The 20218-nt window shown below is 43.6% G+C and carries 23 protein-coding genes; all 23 read right to left on the reverse strand.

Annotation, left to right across the window (positions count from 1 at the left end):
• Position 1 precedes the first annotated feature (1 nt).
• Positions 2-745 carry a Cas9 inhibitor AcrIIA9 family protein gene (locus ACLTD4_RS01050; RefSeq protein WP_412331077.1) on the reverse strand — a complete coding sequence of 248 codons (744 nt, stop codon included), beginning with the start codon at positions 743-745 and terminating at the stop codon, positions 2-4.
• Positions 746-801: 56 nt separating this feature from the next.
• The gene (locus ACLTD4_RS01055; RefSeq protein WP_006775514.1) at positions 802-1221 is read right to left on the reverse strand and encodes a hypothetical protein; all 420 of its coding nucleotides are present in this window, start codon (positions 1219-1221) and stop codon (positions 802-804) included.
• An 11-nt stretch (positions 1222-1232) separates the two neighbouring features.
• Positions 1233-1832, reverse strand: a complete 600-nt coding sequence (locus ACLTD4_RS01060; protein ID WP_390469886.1) for a hypothetical protein — start codon at positions 1830-1832, stop codon at positions 1233-1235.
• A 292-nt stretch (positions 1833-2124) separates the two neighbouring features.
• A complete protein-coding gene (locus tag ACLTD4_RS01065; protein ID WP_117623061.1) occupies positions 2125-3006 on the reverse strand; it encodes a phosphoadenosine phosphosulfate reductase family protein in 882 nt (293 codons plus the stop codon).
• A 166-nt stretch (positions 3007-3172) separates the two neighbouring features.
• Positions 3173-3541: a hypothetical protein gene (locus tag ACLTD4_RS01070; protein WP_002591449.1), complete on the reverse strand. Its 369-nt coding sequence runs from the start codon at positions 3539-3541 to the stop codon at positions 3173-3175.
• Between the two features lie 29 nt (positions 3542-3570).
• Positions 3571-4422, reverse strand: coding sequence for a DUF5688 family protein (locus ACLTD4_RS01075; protein WP_117623062.1), 852 nt, complete (start codon positions 4420-4422; stop codon positions 3571-3573).
• Positions 4419-4718 carry a helix-turn-helix domain-containing protein gene (locus ACLTD4_RS01080; protein WP_039892437.1) on the reverse strand — a complete coding sequence of 100 codons (300 nt, stop codon included), beginning with the start codon at positions 4716-4718 and terminating at the stop codon, positions 4419-4421. The genes ACLTD4_RS01075 and ACLTD4_RS01080 overlap by 4 nt, the downstream gene beginning before the upstream one ends.
• A gap of 245 nt (positions 4719-4963) precedes the next feature.
• Entirely contained in the window at positions 4964-5461 is a 498-nt protein-coding gene (locus tag ACLTD4_RS01085; protein WP_117623063.1) for a DUF3368 domain-containing protein, read from the reverse strand.
• Positions 5454-5708: a UPF0175 family protein gene (locus tag ACLTD4_RS01090; protein ID WP_002602380.1), complete on the reverse strand. Its 255-nt coding sequence runs from the start codon at positions 5706-5708 to the stop codon at positions 5454-5456. The genes ACLTD4_RS01085 and ACLTD4_RS01090 overlap by 8 nt, the downstream gene beginning before the upstream one ends.
• 108 nt (positions 5709-5816) lie before the next feature.
• Positions 5817-6548, reverse strand: a complete 732-nt coding sequence (locus ACLTD4_RS01095; protein WP_117623064.1) for a hypothetical protein — start codon at positions 6546-6548, stop codon at positions 5817-5819.
• A 12-nt stretch (positions 6549-6560) separates the two neighbouring features.
• Positions 6561-8642, reverse strand: a complete 2082-nt coding sequence (locus ACLTD4_RS01100; protein WP_117623065.1) for a cobaltochelatase CobT-related protein — start codon at positions 8640-8642, stop codon at positions 6561-6563.
• Positions 8643-8660: 18 nt separating this feature from the next.
• Complete coding sequence (locus tag ACLTD4_RS01105; protein WP_117623066.1) at positions 8661-10463, reverse strand: hypothetical protein; 1803 nt, start codon at positions 10461-10463, stop codon at positions 8661-8663.
• An 18-nt stretch (positions 10464-10481) separates the two neighbouring features.
• Positions 10482-12707: an ATP-dependent RecD-like DNA helicase gene (locus tag ACLTD4_RS01110; RefSeq protein ID WP_117623067.1), complete on the reverse strand. Its 2226-nt coding sequence runs from the start codon at positions 12705-12707 to the stop codon at positions 10482-10484.
• An 18-nt stretch (positions 12708-12725) separates the two neighbouring features.
• On the reverse strand, positions 12726-13256 hold the full coding sequence (locus ACLTD4_RS01115; RefSeq protein ID WP_117623068.1) for a hypothetical protein: 531 nt from the start codon (positions 13254-13256) through the stop codon (positions 12726-12728).
• 74 nt (positions 13257-13330) lie between these two features.
• A complete protein-coding gene (locus tag ACLTD4_RS01120; RefSeq protein ID WP_117623069.1) occupies positions 13331-13900 on the reverse strand; it encodes a single-stranded DNA-binding protein in 570 nt (189 codons plus the stop codon).
• 103 nt (positions 13901-14003) lie between these two features.
• A complete protein-coding gene (locus ACLTD4_RS01125; RefSeq protein ID WP_227898893.1) occupies positions 14004-14471 on the reverse strand; it encodes a hypothetical protein in 468 nt (155 codons plus the stop codon).
• On the reverse strand, positions 14404-15696 hold the full coding sequence (locus tag ACLTD4_RS01130; protein WP_117623070.1) for a DNA primase: 1293 nt from the start codon (positions 15694-15696) through the stop codon (positions 14404-14406). The genes ACLTD4_RS01125 and ACLTD4_RS01130 overlap by 68 nt, the downstream gene beginning before the upstream one ends.
• A 38-nt stretch (positions 15697-15734) precedes the next feature.
• Positions 15735-16784 (reverse strand): ERF family protein, encoded by a 1050-nt coding sequence (locus tag ACLTD4_RS01135; RefSeq protein WP_243008272.1) that lies wholly within the window; start codon positions 16782-16784, stop codon positions 15735-15737.
• A complete protein-coding gene (locus tag ACLTD4_RS01140; RefSeq protein WP_117623072.1) occupies positions 16765-17223 on the reverse strand; it encodes a hypothetical protein in 459 nt (152 codons plus the stop codon). The genes ACLTD4_RS01135 and ACLTD4_RS01140 overlap by 20 nt, the downstream gene beginning before the upstream one ends.
• Positions 17224-17236: 13 nt before the next feature.
• The gene (locus tag ACLTD4_RS01145; RefSeq protein WP_117623073.1) at positions 17237-17815 is read right to left on the reverse strand and encodes a hypothetical protein; all 579 of its coding nucleotides are present in this window, start codon (positions 17813-17815) and stop codon (positions 17237-17239) included.
• A 15-nt stretch (positions 17816-17830) separates the two neighbouring features.
• On the reverse strand, positions 17831-18862 hold the full coding sequence (locus ACLTD4_RS01150) for a YqaJ viral recombinase family protein (RefSeq protein WP_117623074.1): 1032 nt from the start codon (positions 18860-18862) through the stop codon (positions 17831-17833).
• A gap of 55 nt (positions 18863-18917) precedes the next feature.
• Complete coding sequence (locus tag ACLTD4_RS01155; RefSeq protein ID WP_117623075.1) at positions 18918-20045, reverse strand: endonuclease III; 1128 nt, start codon at positions 20043-20045, stop codon at positions 18918-18920.
• A gap of 13 nt (positions 20046-20058) precedes the next feature.
• Positions 20059-20193: a hypothetical protein gene (locus ACLTD4_RS01160; RefSeq protein ID WP_002591431.1), complete on the reverse strand. Its 135-nt coding sequence runs from the start codon at positions 20191-20193 to the stop codon at positions 20059-20061.
• Positions 20194-20218: the final 25 nt, after the last annotated feature.

The following is a 20218-nucleotide window of genomic DNA, read 5'->3' on the forward strand; positions in this document are numbered from 1 at the left end:
CTTATTCAGCCAGGCCGTTCTCAAACAGAGAAACCTGACCCTCAATCTGGTCTTTATTCTGGTCAGCTGCCTCAGTCTTGGCTGAAGAATGTTTTCCTTCCCTCTCAGATGCATTGCTGTTTGTTCCACCTGTTTTATTTTTCTTGGAAGCGTTGCGTTTCTTAGTGGTTTTGTTTTTATTTCCCTTCGGCGTATTCATCTGCACCGACAATCGTTTGTGGAAGGCCTCTTCTGCTTCCGTTCTTCTCTCGGCCTCCTTTTCGCGGTCATCCGTTAAATAATAATCCCGTACCCATTCAAAAACTGTGTCTTCCATAACAGCCATGTTTGCATATCGGCCACTTTTTTTCACCTCATCGCTTACCATTTCATACGCCCGACTCATGATTGACTCAACACACCGCTGCAGTGTCTTATGTTTCTGGAGCACCAGGTCAGCAAAATCACTTTTATCACAGCACTTTATGAGATAGTTGCCGATAACATCCGTAAAGTGAGGATCATTCAGATTAAACATTTCATCCAACAGCTTACTCCGGGCTGACATATAATCTTTCTGCGTCTCTCCTCCGTCTATCAGGAAATACCGCTTTCCAGAGAGGAACTCTTTCAAATCCACTTCAGGAACCTTATATTTCCCGGCAAGATTTTTAAGTTCATCCTTTAGTCCCATTTGACGCAACTTACTGGCTGTCTCGTTAAAATCTTGAATATTCTTAACCTTTTTATATAATTTTTCTACCATTGTCATACTCCTTTAAATCCAGCCGGAGAATTCACCATTCCCCGGCTATACTGACTTTATGCAGCATTATCCATGCTATCCAGCTCTTCATCTCCGGAACTTTCTGCCTGCTCCATCTTTCCTTCTCCTTTCCGCTCGTCCTCTTCCTGTTCCATCAACGCCAATAACGCCAAAATCATTCCCTTACACCAGCTATTGTTCCATTTATCAATGAACATCTGGATTTCTTCTACCACTTGTTCCCATTCCTCTTCAGTAAGTTCTCTGCCACAATACTTCTTATAGAATCCATAGCTTTCCTGCATTGCGCTATTATAATCAACCAAAAGTGCCTGGTCCAATCCTCCAATCAGCGCCAGAAATAGTGGTTCCCCCTGGTAGACATCATCCAGCGATTCTAAAGGCAGCGGTTGAGTACCATTAAGAAACACAAACATATCATTGAACAGATTTTTTACTAACATAAGATGGTCCATTCTTTTCCTCCTTATGAAGCCTTCAAATCACCGATTCTTAACTGACCAACAATCTGCGGGCTATTTTTTTTCGATTTCTTATTTGACGGCCGGCGCTTTCTTTTCAAAATACGCCTTTTACAGTTAGCCAGATCATCATACAGGCTTTCCTGGAAGCTCACTCTCTTCATCTGCAAGTAGGCATCTTCGCAAATCGCTTCTTCCAAACTTTGTACATGACACAAGAGACGGTAAGCCTCACTGTTTTCTTTGTCCTCATTATCCAAATGTTGGATATGGTCTGCTAACCATAAATAATCCTTATTATTTCGGTATTCTTCAAGCGCACGAATTGCGGATTCTTTAATTTGCTGGCAATTCGCCATGTAATCCACATCCATAACGGGAGGAAGCGGAGCATAATAACATTCTGGGTAATCTGCCTCAACGAAGGTATTCTCAATCTGCCTCATCATTGCTTCTATTCCACTGCGAAGTCGATTTAAATATTCTCCGTCAGGCACATCCGCCTCCGGGCATCCCCTTATTTTCCACATATTCCACCGGTCATACAGAGTTTGAAGCCTTTTCCCAAATTCGTCCGCCAACCTTTTATAGTCTGCCTCCTCCATCTTCCCTCCTTTCCAGTTTGGGCATACCAATGCTTCCAGTTTCTCATCACTGATAATAAAGCCGCATATAAACCCACTTCTTTGCACGGTGCAGCCATAACGGTAGCGTCCACTCAGCCTTCCTTCTGTTTCCTCTTTTTTATTCAGCTCAATATTGTGGCAGTTCCTACACGATTGTTTTTTCATTTGGTCCTCCTTCTTTCGTTATACGTACATTACGGCCGTATTGGGTGCTTACGTGCAATACGTTTTACTCCACTCATTGATGTCTTTTATGAACCCAGTGAAGTGACTAAGCCGCCATGTCGATAAAATCCTTTAGCTCCATCTGACCTGCAACCTGTTTATCTGTTTTTTCATTTCCATACATCCACCAGCGGAACACACTCTCACCATCCTTCCAGTTTCCCTTAGATTTTCCACTGGCGGTACGAGCCTTTACCATACGGTCAAAGGCTCTTATGTAAGCATCACGGTACTTGGGATATCGCTCAAATTCCCGTTCCCGGCTTCTTATGCTTGCCAGAGGGCAACCGATGCACCCAATCCTACAAAAGCCTTGGTCATACAGACAGCAATAAGGCACCTGATACTTACGGATAAAGCACCAGATGTCCTCCTCTGTCCAGTCGATGATGGGATTTAATATTCTTTTTCCCTTCAAGCTGCATATTTCTAATTTTCTACGGTCTTCCTCGTTATCACAGTTTAGATAAATAGCCCCTTTCTTCTTATGAATCTCTAAGAAATCCCGGTTGGCTCTTTTCCTGCTTTCTTCCCAGCGGACTCCGGTCACCGTAAAGGCTCCCTCGCCCCCTCCTTCTTTCAGCACTTCACAACAGTAGCGTGCTGTACGCAGCGGCGGCATCTGTTTCTTGACAATCAAATCCCACATGGTCAGCTCCGGATACTCAACCTTGACATCTGGAAATGCCTCCCGTATAAACCACACCAGCTCCGGAGGATCTACTGTAGTCAAATGATAATGTGCCTGAAACTTCACATGGGCCATCTTTGCAAGCCCATAAAGCACAACACTGTCTTTTCCGCCGCTGAAGGCAAGGTAATAACCATCCTCATGATACCGGACCGCAGCATCTTCAAACATCTGAAACAACTGGATTGCCCGTTTTACCTTATCTGAAAAATCATCAAAAAGTCTGTATTGTTCCATTCTCTCCCGTCCTTCGCAATTATTCTGCTATTGACGGAAAAGCCATTCTTTCCGGTGTGTCTTTTTACGCCGCTAACCGCTCTTCTTTCAAGGCCTCGGTCCGCAGTAACCTGGCCTTTAACGGCAACCAGGAGTTTTCTCCGGGAAATGAGGGAATGGAACCTTTTTAGATTTCAAATGGGATTGTTGCATACGCTATGGGCGTTATTTTAAGAATTTGTGCATTTAAAATACGCCGGTATGGACATTTACGGTTTAATTCCTCTACCCAGTCTGAGAATATCATTTCAATCTCCAGGTCCAGATCATCATGCTCCAAACGCAGCAGGATATATTTATAAGCCTTTCGGTAATTTCCCCGCACAGTTACATAGGAATACTCTACTTCATATAACGGAGCTGTCAGCCGTCCTGTCAGGAACTGTGTTGGGTGGAGCTTTTTGATGAATTCCCGGTACTCTTCTGTTGCCGGAAGATTCCCTCCAACCCCAATCTCTGCAAACGAGGCGATATCTGCAAATTTATGTATATGCATAAACCTCTCCTATCCTAATGAAAGTCACCTTAAATGCATATAACCTTATCCTCAGCGGAACAATATCTATATGCATGATTGGATAACCGTTCATCTGCCGGAACTTCCTCTGCATTAATGGACTGTATCAAATCCGCCAGTTCCTGAGAGACTACAGCCTCCTCAGCACCCAGGGTCGGAAACAGAATCACTTCATCTACACTATAAGGAATGATTAAGAAATCCTTTCCCACATGTAATTCACAGTATCTCATGAGCCCGGGATAGAGTAAGACTTCTGCACCACAAAAGTGAATCCGATTTGTTAACACATACATCATGTCCGTTATATTCATAAGCACTGGTGGATACTTATTTACCATATTGACCAATGCCCTCTTATACAATTCCTCTTTGTCCACAGACCAATAGTTCAAATGCTTATTTGTTATCATTAAGGTTGCTGCTATTTCTTCTGTTTCTTCACATAATAATAAAAATATAACGGATAAATCCAGATATGGAATGTTTGGGATGTTCTCCAGCATAGAAGCGTTGTCGTGGGTATTTACCAGTTTACACATGATTTTGTCTTTGATTTTTTCAAAACTCATATCATTTACAATCTCCTGCATACCAGCCGGTATATCTGGCGCCGATGCATAGCATTCCAAAATCTCATCAATAATCGCTTTAAGCCCTGTTCCTTTTTTGTAACACTCAAAAAAATCTTTCAAGTGAAAAGAGGGGCGAAACTGCTGCCCCTCTTTTTCAATGCACAACTGTGTCTGGACTATGCCATTGTTGATAACCGGTTTCAGAACATGCACATGGAAACCGGCCCCTAATCTTTTGGCTACTTCAGAGCTGACAGCTTCGGCAAATTTTTCTAATGTCATCATGATGTGAATCTCCTTTTCAATTTAGAATTTCGTTTCACAGTGGAATGGTCACAGTTTAAAATATCTGCGATAGCCTCTATACTGTAACCCTCGCTTCTCAGTTGCTGTATAACTTCTTTTCTCTCCTTTCTTGTTGACACCCGCACAATTTTGGGATGCTTCTTTTTTAAAATTTTTTGGGAAATCGGATTATTCAGGCCATGTTCATACAGAAACCGGGCCTCCCTTGCATTGACTCCCATTAAGATTGCAATGATAAGGCAATGATATCCCTCCGGATTGTAAGAATCTCTCATCCGCTCCCTCCTTTCCGCCTTCTGGCTTCTTCCTCCTTTCTGCAAACAAAAAAAGAGACACCAAAACAATTCATTTTGATGTCTCTTCATTCCCGCAGCACAATAGCTGCTCTTATTCTGTTACTTAAAAATCCTGCTTCCAGTTTTTAATGCCGGAACAAAAACTTTTTGTAATCCTTGGATTACATAAATCAGCTTTCTCACTCATTTTACCACTATATATAGTTTTTGTCAACTTCATTACGCTATATATTGTGTTGTTCTCCTGTCTGTTCCAGTACCAGCTGTTCCAGGTTTTCGCTGATATAAAATCCGTTCTTTTTCATTTTTTCGAGAACGGAAGCAATCTCCGGAATAATCCCCTCTCTCTTGGCTTTCAAAAGGACTCCGATTGTTCCGGTAACTTTTAGACCCAGATATTTTGCTGTTTTTTTAGCAGCATTGTCATCAATCACGACTAAATCGTCCGCTGCCCCCTCCTGGGCCAGAATCATGACTTCCACTTCTCCATCGTGAAGCTTCGCCTTATACATCTTTTTATCTGACTGGTTTGCGATTCTTTCCACATGTATCCAATTCAATGCAGTCTTTAATACCTGACATGCCGAATCGTCTTTCTCTGTCACCTCACGGTATACAGCCTCCGGGATATAAATCTCTGCATAGAGCGCCTTCAGTATATCCAATAATCCAATATTACAAAGTACAATGATGGGGGTGGAATTTACAATCACTCTACGCATTCTCCAGTTCCTCCAAAAACTCTGCTTTATTGTCAAACTGGAAAATACTGACCTTCCGCTTTCCCAGATATTTAATAAATTCTTCTTCTGTCATACCGGCTATCTGGGCACAGTATCCTATGGACACATTATTCTGCGTATAATATCCTACTGCTACCATACATCTGGCAAATGCAGCGGCCTCCTCCTCACTCATATGTGTATCATACATAACTGCATCCGGTATGCGGATTGAGATCTGGCACATAGAAGCCCTCCTTTCTGTTCCAGACAATTTATGCTTTTACAAATCTAATATATCATATCTGCCCTTCTTATTCAAGCAAACAACTTTTACAGGACCTTTAGAACTAAATCATCCTGCCGTTTTCATAGGTTCCTCATCTTCCCTATGGATACAAGTGAGCAGTTTGTCGGCTGCTCCCTGTATCTCATTCTTTAAAAGACCATACAAGCTGGTAAAGTTTCCAATCCTATTTTCCCGAAATGCATACTCTGACTCAAACGCGCGTATATAAGCGTCTGTCTTGCAAAATAGGATAAACAGATCTTTATCATTGATGTACAGACTGGCTTTTTTGTCACAGATATAACTGTTCTTTTTACAATACCGGCCGCCATTGGAATTTTTCATTGCAATGCCGCGTCCGTTTTGTATTTCTACAAACCATGGATAATTACGTTTATTCCCCTGGGAATCAGTATCATACCGGACAATATTAAGTTTTGTGACAATACTGTAACCCTCCTTATCTGGATTACCAAAAATCTTTTCCTGGGGATAATCAAATTCCCACAGATGATTAAAGAGCGCCGAGTATATGTATTTAGCTTCTTCCGGGCTGATATTGGCATAGACACTCACTGTATTATCCCCTGTTCCTTTGCTGTAATCCAGCATATTAAGACGGATTAAGGACCTTTCCCCAACTTCTGACACGTCTCCGGACGCATGGATATGAGCCGGAAATAAATATGACGCTGGTTTTAAATTATCCATGAGCTCTAACAGTGCCTTATCTGTTTTATACACTGCAATCTGACCGGATACTACGTTAGACCAGTCTCGTTCTTCCCTTTCTGCCATATGTCTCCTCCTCTACCTGATGAACCGGGCGATGAGGCCTGCCAGTTTGACTGGCATTGTATTGAAATCTGCAATATTCAGAAATCCATCTTTGTATATTTCCTCAATCATCTCACGGTCATCACCGATTGCCGCGGAAAACAACTTAACTCCTCTTTTTTCCAGGCTATATTTGGCTTCTTGCAAATCTGCTTTTGCAATTTCGCCTTTATATCCTTGGGCATAAGGCTGTCCATCTGAAATCATTAACAATATTTTTATATCCTCTGGCCGGTTTAGCAGTTTTTGTCCTACAAATCTAAGTGCTACTCCATCTCTATTACAATCATAGGTACTAACACTCATGATTCTTAAATAATCCTGATTGTCTACAGAATCAAAATCTGCAAAAGAGTAAATGTCTACCACTTCCGTATATCCCGTATCATGGGTTGTATGGCCATATAGCATAACCGGTATTCCCAGATTCCGGCAAAACGTATACATGACAAGACCCGCTTTTTGTGCAGACTCAATCCTGCCACCGGATGACATGGAACCTGAAAGGTCAAGCAGAACCGCAAATGCGATTGAAAATCCTTCTTCCGGTTTTATTGTTTTTTCAAAAATCTTATCATCCAGCCGGTACAGATTTCCACGGCTTAAACGTTTCCCCATGTAAAGACCTGATTGCGTACCTCCCTCCAACCGCTCCAGCACCTCTTCAAGCGATGCTTCCAGCCGTTTTGAGATTCTGTTTATTTCTGGAGCAATCATTTTATATTCTTTTTCCAATCGCAGGGGAACTGTTGTCATCCGGTGCATTTCAATCACTGAATCTTTGTGGATACCGTCCAATTTAAAAGCTGCTGCCTCCTCCTCCAGATTCCTTTTTAAATCCGATTCCTCGTCCTGCAGAGACTTCTCCTCTGCTATTTTCTGCAAAAGATTAGATAATGTCTCATCCATCTCCGGTCCTTCCTCTGTTTCCTCTTCTCCTCCTTCCTGCCTCTGCCCATCTCGCATTTTCTCAAGCGCATTTTCTAATTCTTCGTTCTTACCGTCCTGATTTTGAGATTCCGGTTCTCCTTCCAGCTCCCCGTCCCAGCCTTCAATTTCCTCTTCCACTTCATTCTGTTCTTCCGAAGCACCGATGGTCTCTGAAAGTGCCACCCATAACATTTTCCGCTTTAAATACTCCTGAATTTTCTTACTCAGTTCTTCCTCCGAAAGCCGGTTTATTTCATTTTTCAGGCTCTTTGCCGCTGTTTTAATGGCCTGTCTGATGTATTTCCACAACTTTAGCATCAGGCGGTTCGTAGCATAAAAGCGAATATCCGGGTCAGCGCTTACCACTGCCTCATCAATGATTTTGCGGCAGGAATTTAAGCGGGAACAATACTGTTTATCATATTCTTTTTCTACCTCTGTCCTTCCGGCTCTGGCATAGCGGAAAATCATATCCAGCATAATGGTCAGTCCATCGCTCTTTTCTGCCTTACGCGCTTCCTGCGTTGGAATATGATGAATGATAAGCGCGGCATTACGTTGAATTCCATTTTGAATACTGCCCGGATACTTCTGGCACATAAAACTTTCAATATACACATCTTCCAGTACGTTATTTATATAAGAAGCGGTTTTCTGTATCACCGAGGCCGCTACCACGTTATGGGCATTTAAGTATCCTTTCATCTCCTCCCAGGCTTTTCTTTCGTATACCAGCTGCACCTGTGGAGGCTTTGGATACACACGCCATCTGGAGAATCCGCTTACATACCGGCCCCGCCGTTTGAAATCCGAACATCTAAGATGGCCGCATTCATGGGCTATAAACCCCTCATGGCTCTTTATTTTAGACACCCGGCTCGTCATCAGATTTGTGATTGGATTAGCCGTATTTAAGTAGAGGAGCCGTCCATTTGTAAACGCAATCCTGGCGTCATCGGACTCTTCATAATCCATGAACAGGGTAATATCATTCTTCTGTCCCAACAATCTGACAGATCTTAACATGGTGTCATGATAGGATTGAGACAGAAAAAGGTCTTTATCCGTCAGCCTTCCCATTCTATTTTTTATTCGATTACGTTTTTGCTGCACTTTTTTATTCATTGGTTCCTCCTCATCTTTTTATGCCGCCTGCGCCTCTGTGAACGCGGGTATCACCAGTTTTTTATAAATTTCCTCCCTTTCCTCTGGTTCCGGCGCTGCTTTCGCAACGAGCGTGCATTTTGCTGCTTTCAATATATCCTTCTGTACAAGGTAAGCCCACACCCAGTCCTCATATTCCCGGTATCCGCATACTCCTCCCGTAATCATTTCTGTATTGCAGTGTTTTTGTACTTCACAAACAATATCCGCCATTTTCTTTAAGAAAGTCTCATCGTCAAATTTCACTTTCTTCTTGACCCGAGCTACCATTGCCTCCGCATTGAGCGGCTCTAAGTAATGAACCATACGCATTCTGGACAAAACGGATTCGTTAAATCCCCGGCACCCTTTATATCCCATATTAGTTGTAATGAGGATTACTGTGTCGGGATGCCGTTTCACCACTTCTCCACTGGTCAGTGTGATTGTCGCACCTTCATCCAGCAGTCCATTTAACTTAACCAGAGTACCTGGTTTGGTAATAACAGAAGGCTCCTGTATTTCCACCAGTGATGGTCTTCTGCACCCAGTCACAATAGGAGACTCTACCATGACAAATTTCTTATCATCCTTCCCATTTTCAAATCCATTTTGATAAAACATGGTCAGGATTTTTCTAAACGCTTTTTCTTCACTGATTTCGTTGTCGTACAATCCGCATATCTGCGCCAGAGCGGAAGCCGGGTCCATGATTAGATCCTGATACGTTGGCATGGGAATTTGAATTTTTCCCGGCCGTTCACCTGTATTGGGAACCATGGAAGATACCAGATCCACTTCATCTGTTCCCTCGCTGCATGTAAAAGCATAGTACGGCAATCCTAACAACTGTGCTATAATTTTTGCGTTTGTTGTTTTACCTGTGCCAGCTTCCCCGACACTAAGGAAAACCCGCATGGGGCTGTTGATAACCGCATCCATAATCTCCTGTGCTTCTGCTGATACATTGTATTTTTCTGGCAGCTTTGGAACCAGTTTTTTTTCCTCATCGGTAAGCTCAAATTTGCGGTCATAGTGCTCTTTTAATTCTGCTATTGTTCGTTCACAGTCCTTACATTCCAGAACCTGAAATTTTCCATATATCGTCTCGGTCAGGTTATAATCTCCATCGGCCAGTTGACTGGTAAGAATTAACGGTACATTTCCAGACGCAATACTATCCCCGTCAAACAAAATACCAGACTCACCGAGAGACGCACTATTGACAATTCTTCGGTACAGATTGTCACAGCATAGAAAAGCCAGGTCCGTTGCCTTATCCGAATCCGGATATCCATTTTTTATCTCATCGTTTAACAGCAAGAAGGCTTTGGAAAATTCATCGTCATGAAGAGAACCTTCTGCTAAGCTTGCAAAAATGAACATCATGATAATTTCCCTGCCGCTTGCCCCCCGCTCACCAATCTGCGGATATGCCGCCAGTGTTGTTCCGTTCTTTACAATCCCTTTCCATTTACCATCCTGTGGATGGTACACACCGATTCTTATTTCAGAACCGGCAGCCACAGGCTTTGCGTACTCCATACAATACCATTTAACCGTTCCCGACACTGTCTGTACACCAAATGCGCCTTCCTGGTCTCCTCTTATAATTGCAGATACGGCCAGCAGTGCTTTTAAAGTGGGAGCGTGCAGGGTTGCACGCTTCATTCTTGACATATGGTTATGGACGGAAAGACAGGATGCCTCCGTTGTGTCTTTTTTCCCGCGTTTTGCAGCCACGCCCGCAAATGGTTCCGGCAAAATTCTGGTAAATGTCCAGTTTTCAAAAATCTTCATCATCTTTTGATTTCCTCCTTCTTATGCAGCCTCTTGTCCGGGAATCAGCCCCTGTCTCTGTGCCTCTGCACGCAACCTTACTGCCAACAGGGTATTCCTCTTGCCGATATCACTGTTGGAAATTGCCATATAGAGAGCTTTCTTTGATCCAACAAGATGAACCCGAAATTCTGCCCGCGTGACTCCTGTATAATAAATATTTCGCTTTAACATCGGCCAAAAGCAGGTAAGTACTGGGATTATCACAATTGGGAATTCAGCTCCTTGTGATTTATGTATACTTGTTGCATATGCTAACTCAAGGATTGATAACTCATCTTCCTGATATGTTTTAATGACATCTCCAAAATCCACGGTCATTTCCATTTCCCCAGCCTTTGATTTTCCAATCTGGACAACCCTTCCAATATCTCCATTAGCAATCTCTTCTGTATTATGCGTCTGCATAACCCGATCACCAACACGGAACAAACCGTACTTGGTTTCCCACTCCGCTTTATCAACAGCAAATGGATTGGCAATTCCCTGCAGCCGGTTATTTAAAGCAGTTACCCCTGCCTCTGTTTTAGCGCGTAGAGGTGATAATACCTGAACCATATCCAAATTACCGCCGTTTCTTTCCAATTCCTCCTGATATATTTCCGAAATCTTTTCTGCAGCATCATATGCGTCTTCCACATAGGTAAAGGTAAAATCATCTCCATAAAGAAGATTCTTTTGATTTCTGTTTATCAAATCCGCATTCCATATGATATTTGACCCCTTCGCCTGCCGGAAAAACTCGTCCAGAACCGTAACTGGAATCACATCGGAGACAATTAATTCTCTAAATACATCTCCCGGTCCCACCGATGGAAGCTGATCCGCATCACCTACCAATATAAGTCTGGCTCCTGTCTTGATTCTTGAAAACAGCATACTGGCAAGCTTCATGTCGGACATGGTAAATTCATCCGCAATAATCAAATCCTCTTCGAGGATTTCGGGTTCCATATTGTCCATCTCATCATCCGTTACATATAATGCTTTGTGGATTGTAAAAGCCGGATACCCAGTGCTCTCTGAAAGTCTTTTCCTGGCTCTGCCTGTAGGTGCGCAAAGTAGTACAGACTTATTTTTTTCCAGACGTTCAAATATCTGAAGAATAATTTTGAGGATGGTAGTTTTTCCTTTTCCAGGGCCGCCAGTGATGATGGATACCTGGGACCGAAATACCATTCGGACTGCCTCCTCCTGTTTTTGTGCAAGCGTCATTTTACTTTTTGCTAAAACAGCCTCTAATTCCCGTTCAATATTATATGTGTTCCCCGGTGAACGGAGCAGCCTGACAAGATGATACGTTGCCTCTTTCTCCGCCTCCCGGTATGCCTTTAAATAAATAGCCGTTCCATCTGCCTCCAGAAGCTTATCCTTCATTACCAGCTCATTTCCTGCCAGCTTAATCTGTCCGCGCCTGACTGTATCAGTTGGAAAGCCTGCATTGAGCACCTTATATGCCATATCGACAATGATGGTACTGTCTAAATACAGATTTCCTTCTTCAGCGCCCTTTCTCAAAACATATTGAATAGCCGCTTTAATCCTTTCAGGCTCATCCGGAGCGAGGTCTTTACTGGCTCTGGCAATGGGATCAACGGTAATAAAACCAAACCCTTTGATTTCACAAAGACGGTATGGGTTTTCCTTCAACAGTGTCACTGCTTCCAGACCAAAATGCTGTTTGATTTTTTCGGCCTTTTTGGGTGTGACGTGGTAAGGTGCAAGATACGCCATTAATTCCCTTAATTCCGCACTCTTCTGATAGGATTCAATAATAAATTCCAGCTTCTGTTCAGTAATTCCCTTAATAGCAAGGAGTTCATTGGGATGATTCTCCATAACAGTAAAGGTATCAGTTCCGAATCGGTTGACAATCTCTCTTGCCATAACCGGGCCGATGCCCTTAATCAATTCGGAGGACAGATAACCGATAATTCCCTCCCGGCTTTTGGGAAGGAGAACCCTGGACCAGTCAACACCGAACTGAAGGCCATATTTCTCGGACCTTTTCCAGTCTCCCTCCATCTCAATCTCTACATTATCCATACAAGGAAGTTCTTTTCCAAATGCAGTGAATGTCACCTCTGTTCCATAATTGGATATGACTGCTTCACTTGGAATACTATCCAGCTCCATACTGCTGTATTCAGCCACGGTATAACCATTCCCCGGGTTTATATACAGTCGGCTCTTAAATTTACATACCATCGGTTCTCTTCCTCCCGCTTACCTTGAAACATAAATGTATCTCCCATCATTGACTGCATAAAATCCGTCCTGCTTTAAATATTCGGTAATAGTATTGGCTTGTGCGCCCGGATATCCAGGAAGATTGCCAGCCCGTCTGTAACCCTTTGGGGTGCGGATATTACAGACACCATCGGTACGAATCCAAAATTCATTTTTTCCATGTGCAAATATATTGGTAGATATCGCTTTGATTCGTTCCCTTCCGCACCGTGTATACCATTCATATACCGGGTTGTACGTTTCGTCCTGACCATTATTTCCATCATCCGGACCTTCCTCGGCCGCTCCACTTCCACTGCCAGACTGCTCTTTTTCCTCCGATGATTTTATTATCCTGATTCTCCATTTTTTTATGATAAGCAAGTAATACACTGCAAATGGAATCCCAATCGATACCGCATTCACAATAAGTCCCAAAATCATGGGAGCTGCCAGCTGTAACATCACGGCCCCCGCTGTGCACATAAAAAATACCATGATAAATTTCTGTACTTTCTTTTCATTCATCTTCGTTTATCCTCCAAAAGCAGGCGGCTAGAATGCGCCATCACATCCTAGCCGTCTGTATTCATACTGGTAAATCAATTAAACGGAAGACCTTCTTCCATTCCATTCGCTACATTCATAAAGTCATCGCCGGCAGCTGCCCTCGCAGCCCCTCGCTGGGATGCGCTTCTTCCTACCGCGCTTCGGCTAGGTGCCTGACGCTGTGATGTATTTCTGCTGGCAGCCGGTTTTGCGGCGCCCTGATTCGTAGCTGGCGCTGCTGCTCTGGATGCCGCAGTGGCTGCTCTGGACGGAGCCGTGCTCTGCGCCTGCCCATTATCTGTCTCTCTCTTTCCATCAGCGAACTCAACATCGTCCGCTTTCAAAGAAACGCCATATACCTTTTCTCCCTTTTTATTTGTGTAGTTATCATTCTGCATTCTTCCGCTTACCACCACACGCATACCACTGTACCAATACTGTTCCACAAACTCTGCTTTCCTATCGAATGCCACACAGTTAAAAAAGTCTGCTTCTGGTTCTCCCTCTCTCTTTGGTATCCGGTCCACCGCCACAGTGAATCTGGCAATCGACATCTGGGCTTTCTCTGAAAAACTCACCTCCGGATCCCTTGTCAATCTTCCCACAAATATACATCTGTTCATTTGTTATCCTCCTTCGTTTTTATACAAACCCACTTTGGGATTGCTCCATTTTAGCTTCATGCGCAAAAATAGACACGGAAAGATGGTTTCTCTCCCTGCCTTTTTATACGGCAATGCCGCCTTCTCCTGTATCATCTGTTCCCCAGATTTCAGCCATCTCCTCTGGAAAGGCTACTGCAGCCACATCCCGGTACCGTCTTGCTCCTTCATCATTCAACGGGGCCTCCAATGAAGCTTTCGACCAAAAGATTGCTTCTTCTTCCGGTACATGATAGGGACCTGTGAGAAATCCTCCGTAATTCCACCGGGGTACGGAAGGCTCTAAAATCGCTTCCAGCTCCCCCTTTGTATCTGCATTCAGTATCATCTGACTTTTCTTTAACATAATCCCAACCAACAGGACAAATGCAAAACACTCTGCTCCGTATCCATTGACACGTCTTCTGATACTTTCTAAGGCGCTACAGGCACTAAGCTTCATTCTCTCTGTTTTTGTCTCATCACTACGCAACTCTTGTTCCGTATGACGGCAAATTGCTTCGATGATGAATTGTTCTGTCCATCCCATCATATCCAATCTGCTCCTCTTTTTTCTTCAGGCCAGACCACCAGTAATCATCAATTCCCTTATCATTTCCAGCCCAAATCCCATCTTCTCTCTGGTCCCAAGTCTTGCGGATGCATTTTAAGTTTAGCCGGTCACAGCTCTCATAGAGCCTGCAGCAACCCGCACGAATCTGGTCCCGCTTTTTCCGTTTCTCTTCACAAATCTTCCTTCCATAGTAAAGGTCCTTGTTCTTACATTTACCACAAGTAGAGGACTTATAATCACCATAGCAGTCGATATCCATGAATTTGTCCATGTCAAAGTATTCCATAACCATCTCAAGACCGTTCTCCTTTAGGACTGCCAAGGCCTTCTCAAGGCTCTTATACTGGTTTACTCCCGGTGTCCCCAAAAAGCTGTATCCGGATAAAGCATGAGCGACAATCGGTTTTAATATTCCTTCCGTTACCCGTACCGTCTTGTCAAATGGATTTCCAACAAAACTGACCGGACTCTTACTGCCGGCACCACGTTTTTTATTGGTACTGCTTAACCACAAATACTTTTTATCATCATGGGGAACATCCAACCGTATCTGAAAACCTTCAATCTTTCCGGATATACTGTAAGCCGGGCATAGGATTCCCTGGTTATTCCGATATAACGCAATATCCCAGTTTTGGTTTTGATTCATGTAAAATCCCGGTATGCCCGCAAGAGAATATCCTTCTTTTATCAGCCTCCTTGCGAGCCCCTCAGTCCCATGAACTGGAGTACTGCGAAAATGGAATGCCTCAATCTGGTTGCTTGTCAGTCCCCGGTCCATCAGTTTTCTCCGGTGAGTTTCCGACAGGGACAGCATCTCTATGAGTCTCTGATAAATCTGACTTCGTTTCTCAAGACTTGCTGTTTCTTCCTCCTCTATCTGTGTCACCATTCCTGTGAAGCTGCTGTCATAGCTGTTTCTGCAGCCAGCGCCCTCATGCAGCGCCGTCTTAATTTCACGATAGGCAATTTTATACCGATCCACACCACAAATTCCCATCAGGTCTGCATAGAGTGTCAGCATATTTCCATGAGCGCCGCATTTAAAGCAGTGATAGGTATTTGCCAGCTCACCGTCTTTTACAATACGGAAATTCATTTTTCCTCTGGTATCGCCACAGAACGGACATACGACATTAAAGGAATTTCCTTCCGTCAGCCTCTTAATTCCCAACAAATTTGCTACATCTGATATGTTAAACATCTTTTAAGGATTCTCTCCCGCTGCTTTCACCATGCGGCCTACAGCGTGCTTAAAAGCAATCTGGCGCCTTGTCGGATTGTTTCATTTCTGCCGCGGTAATTATAGGCTATCCACTCCAACGCCTTCACCCCTTCTTCTCCCTGATAGAGCAGCTCACTCAGACATTTATTGTTATAGATACCAAATGTGCAAACAATATTGCCAGCTTCCTCAATTGTCATATTTACAGCCGGCTGCGGGCTTACTTCGTTTGGCAGATTCACCATCGTCCCATTCTCCGGCATGATATGGCGGCTCGGAACCGGACGGTTCGTGTCTCCCTTATCTGCCTTCTGTTTATCTTTTGCAGACTTCTTTCTGGTCTTTTTTGCATCTGATTCCATACCCCCATCTTGTTGTTTTGCTGTTTCTTCCGCATCCGTTTCCTCCTGCCCTGATTCTGGGTTCATCTCTGAATCATTCATCATGGAACGTTCTTCAGATGCATCAGCTTCGCTCTCCTCAACTTCCTCCATCGGTTCTTCCTCCGGTAATTCATCCGGTTCTTCCTGTCCGCCTTCCATTTCAGCGTCCAGTTCCATATCGGTTATTCCAGAGGCATCTCCTGCTATCCCTTCTGAATCCCGATCTGAGAAATCATATGCATCAGAGGACAAGCCATCATATTCCGGTATGCTCCCATCATATGTATCCGGTGGAATATCCCGCATATCCGGGTCTACACCGCCCTGGTCGATACAGTATTTATCCATTAGGTAGTATTTCATGGCATATGTGAGCGCACTGCCTTTTGCTTTCTCCGGCATTTCATGGGTACCGATAGCGTGGATTGTAACGGTTACCTCGTCTTCTGGCTTCTCTGCATTAATCCACTTTAGTTCTAAATCTGCCTCATACAGCCACATTTGACAATATGCTAAGAATTCAACATAGACAGGGTCCCCATTCTCGTTTCTCTTTGAAGCGGATTCCGAAACAATTTCAAAGTTCACATTCCATCGGTTCATTGCCGGGGTCAGATAGCGGAAAATATCATCAATCTTTATAAAATCGTAATTCACGTCCTCACTATATGCGCGTTTTACCAATGCAGGTATTTCCGAGCGAATCTTTACCATTTTTTCCTGTAGTGTTAAAATCTTTTGTTCCATGTTCATTCCCTTTCTTAACGTGTGATTTGTATTCCATCATAATTGTCTCCACCCGGCCTCTTAGTCCATATGCCAAATCTCGTACCATCTCAAAATCCATATCCACAAACAATGCCTGATGGAGTTTTTCCTTTACCTTTGCCTGAGTCACAGCCTGCTGCAACTCAGTAAATAAGCGAGATTCTTCACTCGCAAGCACATAACCGCCCTGACCGGAATATACCACATCACATAAGTATTCCTTCGCAGTATCTGTTAGCTCACAGGACCAGTCATTCGGAGTTATATGGCCGGCAAAACCGCCTTTTTCCCGTTTCAGCTTTCTTAGCCAAACTCTAAGCTTTAATTCCAGAAAATGTCTCTCATTATCAGTCAAAATTCCTCCTATGTTATAGTAAGACAGAGGGTATTGATGCAATCAGACTGGCAATACGGTAGGATTCTCCCTGTATTTCTTTTTCCTCTTTTACCACCCAGTCACACCATTCCACTGCGAACCGAGTCAATATCTGCTGAAGTGTACGGTCCTCTTTTTGCATAGCAACCAGGAACTGGCGAAATGGATTGCAAATTTCCCATTCTGTTTTAGATAAATATGCTGCAAACAGCCGTTCAACTGATTCCGTCTGGTGGCCGCTGACCGAAACTTCATTGGGTGCAGAATCCCCATACGTGACCCAAGGCCATAAATTGGTCTTTGAAAGCTCTGGTTTCAGTTTACAGGACAATTTCACACTGCCCTCATTTCGTTCATCCCACTCACTACTGGAGGATAAACATATAAACCACTGCCCAATCAACATCATAAAATTATGCCTGATTCTGTAGTCTTCCTTTAACATAAGCCTCATAAAATCCGTATGGTCCACAATAACAACATTGAGATATCGGCCAACCAAGATTTCCTGTACCTTCTTTCCATCTATCACAGATACCATTTCTTCTGGCTGTCTCATTTCTTCGTCCATTTTCATTTTCCTCCCCTAACTTGCCTTATCCTCTTTAATATAAAAAGACTGTGAGGTATTTGTCTGCGCATACTCTCTGTAAATATCCGGATGCATAAGCTGCAGCACCTCCAGGCTGTCTTTATTGATGGAAGTTGTAACCTTCCTGTTATAGCCGGCCAAATATCTGATATTACCAGTTTCCAGTACCGCTTCCTCAGCGCCCTCCATGGCTTCCTTTATTGGCGCATAGGCAATTTTCATCTGTTCATCTATCTGATCCATTTGGCGCTTCAATTCTGACTTCCGTTTTTTCAGTTTCAGATAGGACGTCATGTTTGCCGCATATGATGGTGGGAGTACAATTTTTTTATTCTCCTGCACACCATAGCGTCCCAGAATGCTTTTAAGCATTAAGTCAGCCTTCTCCGTATACTTAGGTGGTTTTCTTAAAGCAACACACTGATTCCAGAAATACGATTCCTGCCGAATCAGTTCTTCTTCCTGTGCCAAATCACGCTCCAGGCGCCGTATGATAAGAGAACCCTCATGGTTACCATGAAGGCAGAGAAAAATTATGCCATCTACGTTAGCCACACTCATATAATGAATGCCCTGGAGAACATAGTGCGGCGGAATATTTCCACCTTCCCAGCCATTCATGTGGCGGTAACTGAACGAGGTTTTGCACTCCAACAAATAGATCTTTTCATCAAGCTTAACGAAAAAATCAAAATCAGCTATCATAAACGGATACAGCGGATGCCGGAACATTTTACGCAAAGCATACGGTCTGGTATCTGTGCGTTTCATAAAAATCTGAACCACCAATTCCTCCAAACGCTTTCCGATTTCCTTTGCTACCCAGCCATCATCATTCTGTTCTTTGATTTTTTTATGTACCTTCTCTTCATATAAATCCCTGGCTGTTTTCCATGGCGAGATGCCGCACACGGCCGCCGCATCACTCCCCCCAATCCCCAGTGTTCTGTATAATTTCCATTCGTCATGGGATAGGGTTGTTATATCCTCCACCAGCACATCTGGTTCATAATTCAGGTTCAGCATATTGTCTCCTTTCTGACAGAACAGTAGGGGTCCCTGCCCTGCCTTATTTCTTTCATTAGTACAGAATTGTTCCTGGGATATCATATTCATGGAAACGATAGGTCAAGCACCGTGAAACCATCTCTTCCAAATCGGTTAATGCCTTTGCACCCATTCCATTGCTCTGTGCCAGAAAAATCGCCTCACAGATTCCACAATAAATATCATAGCCATTACAGATTCCCGGTCCATGTCCGGCCTTAAACTGTTCTACCGTCTGGGCTGTCAGCGCCTTACTGATACCAGCCTTAATCATAACACTAGCCATAACGTTAGCCGGATAGCTGGCATATACATGAAACAGCTTTGACAAATCACCAATGGCCTCCTGATATCTGGCAAATATCTGTCCCATATTCTGAGAGAAATCTTCTATGGATGCATTATTTGTATGCTCCAATTTCAATGGTTTTCCTAAAATCAACGGCTTCTTCTCTGCTCCCAGCAGAAGAGAATAATAGATATTCGCACCACTTACGCCAACATCGGATGTCTGGACACGAATCAAAGCTGATAATACGTTATCTGCCTGTAAGCCATACTGGAGCAGCAGTTCCCGGTATGTATCCAAGAGCCCTTTTTCTTCCAATTCCCAGGACGCCATTGCCAGAGAATGACTGAACAGGCCGTTTGAAAAGGTAGCCTTGTCATAGTTTTCTGCAACATAGATAGATGCTACTTCAAATAATTCCGGCATTGGCAGGACGGAATAGTCACTTGGGTCTCCGCCATGTACCGCGCGCACCTTTCCTTCATGAATTCTCACAAGTGCATTTCCCTTTGTCACTTTCAGACAGTCATTTAATACCTGGGCTAATTTCCCCTTCGGCAAATCCAATAGCGCAGAACCTGCAATCCTGGCCCTGCTCTCGATTGACTTCATGGTGGTCTGTCCGACCGGATAATAGGTACTGCCAAGGCATAAGAACAGGCCGGAATTCTTCATTGTATCTTTTATGATTTCCTCTTTCTCGTCCATGTCCTTTATCTTCTCGCAAATCTCTGGTTCTTCCTCTCCGGCAATCACAAGAACGGTATTGGTGGGATGTTTCTGCCATTCTGCCCCGCACTCAATCCCATCCAAAAATTCGAGAAACTCTTCCTTATCACAGAATGTCTTTGAAAAATCATCTGCAAAATTCATATGCGCCCTCTCCTTATAAGTTAATTAGAACAGATACAATATGGCCTCCGCTGATAACAAACTCATAGCCATCCTTTCCCATCTCAACCATTTCGCCGATTGTGAGCTGGTCTCTCCCTGCATTATCCCATCTTGCTTCTAACTTCATTTGTTTTCCTTCCTTTCTTTTATTT

The organism is Hungatella sp. (assembly GCF_046966825.1).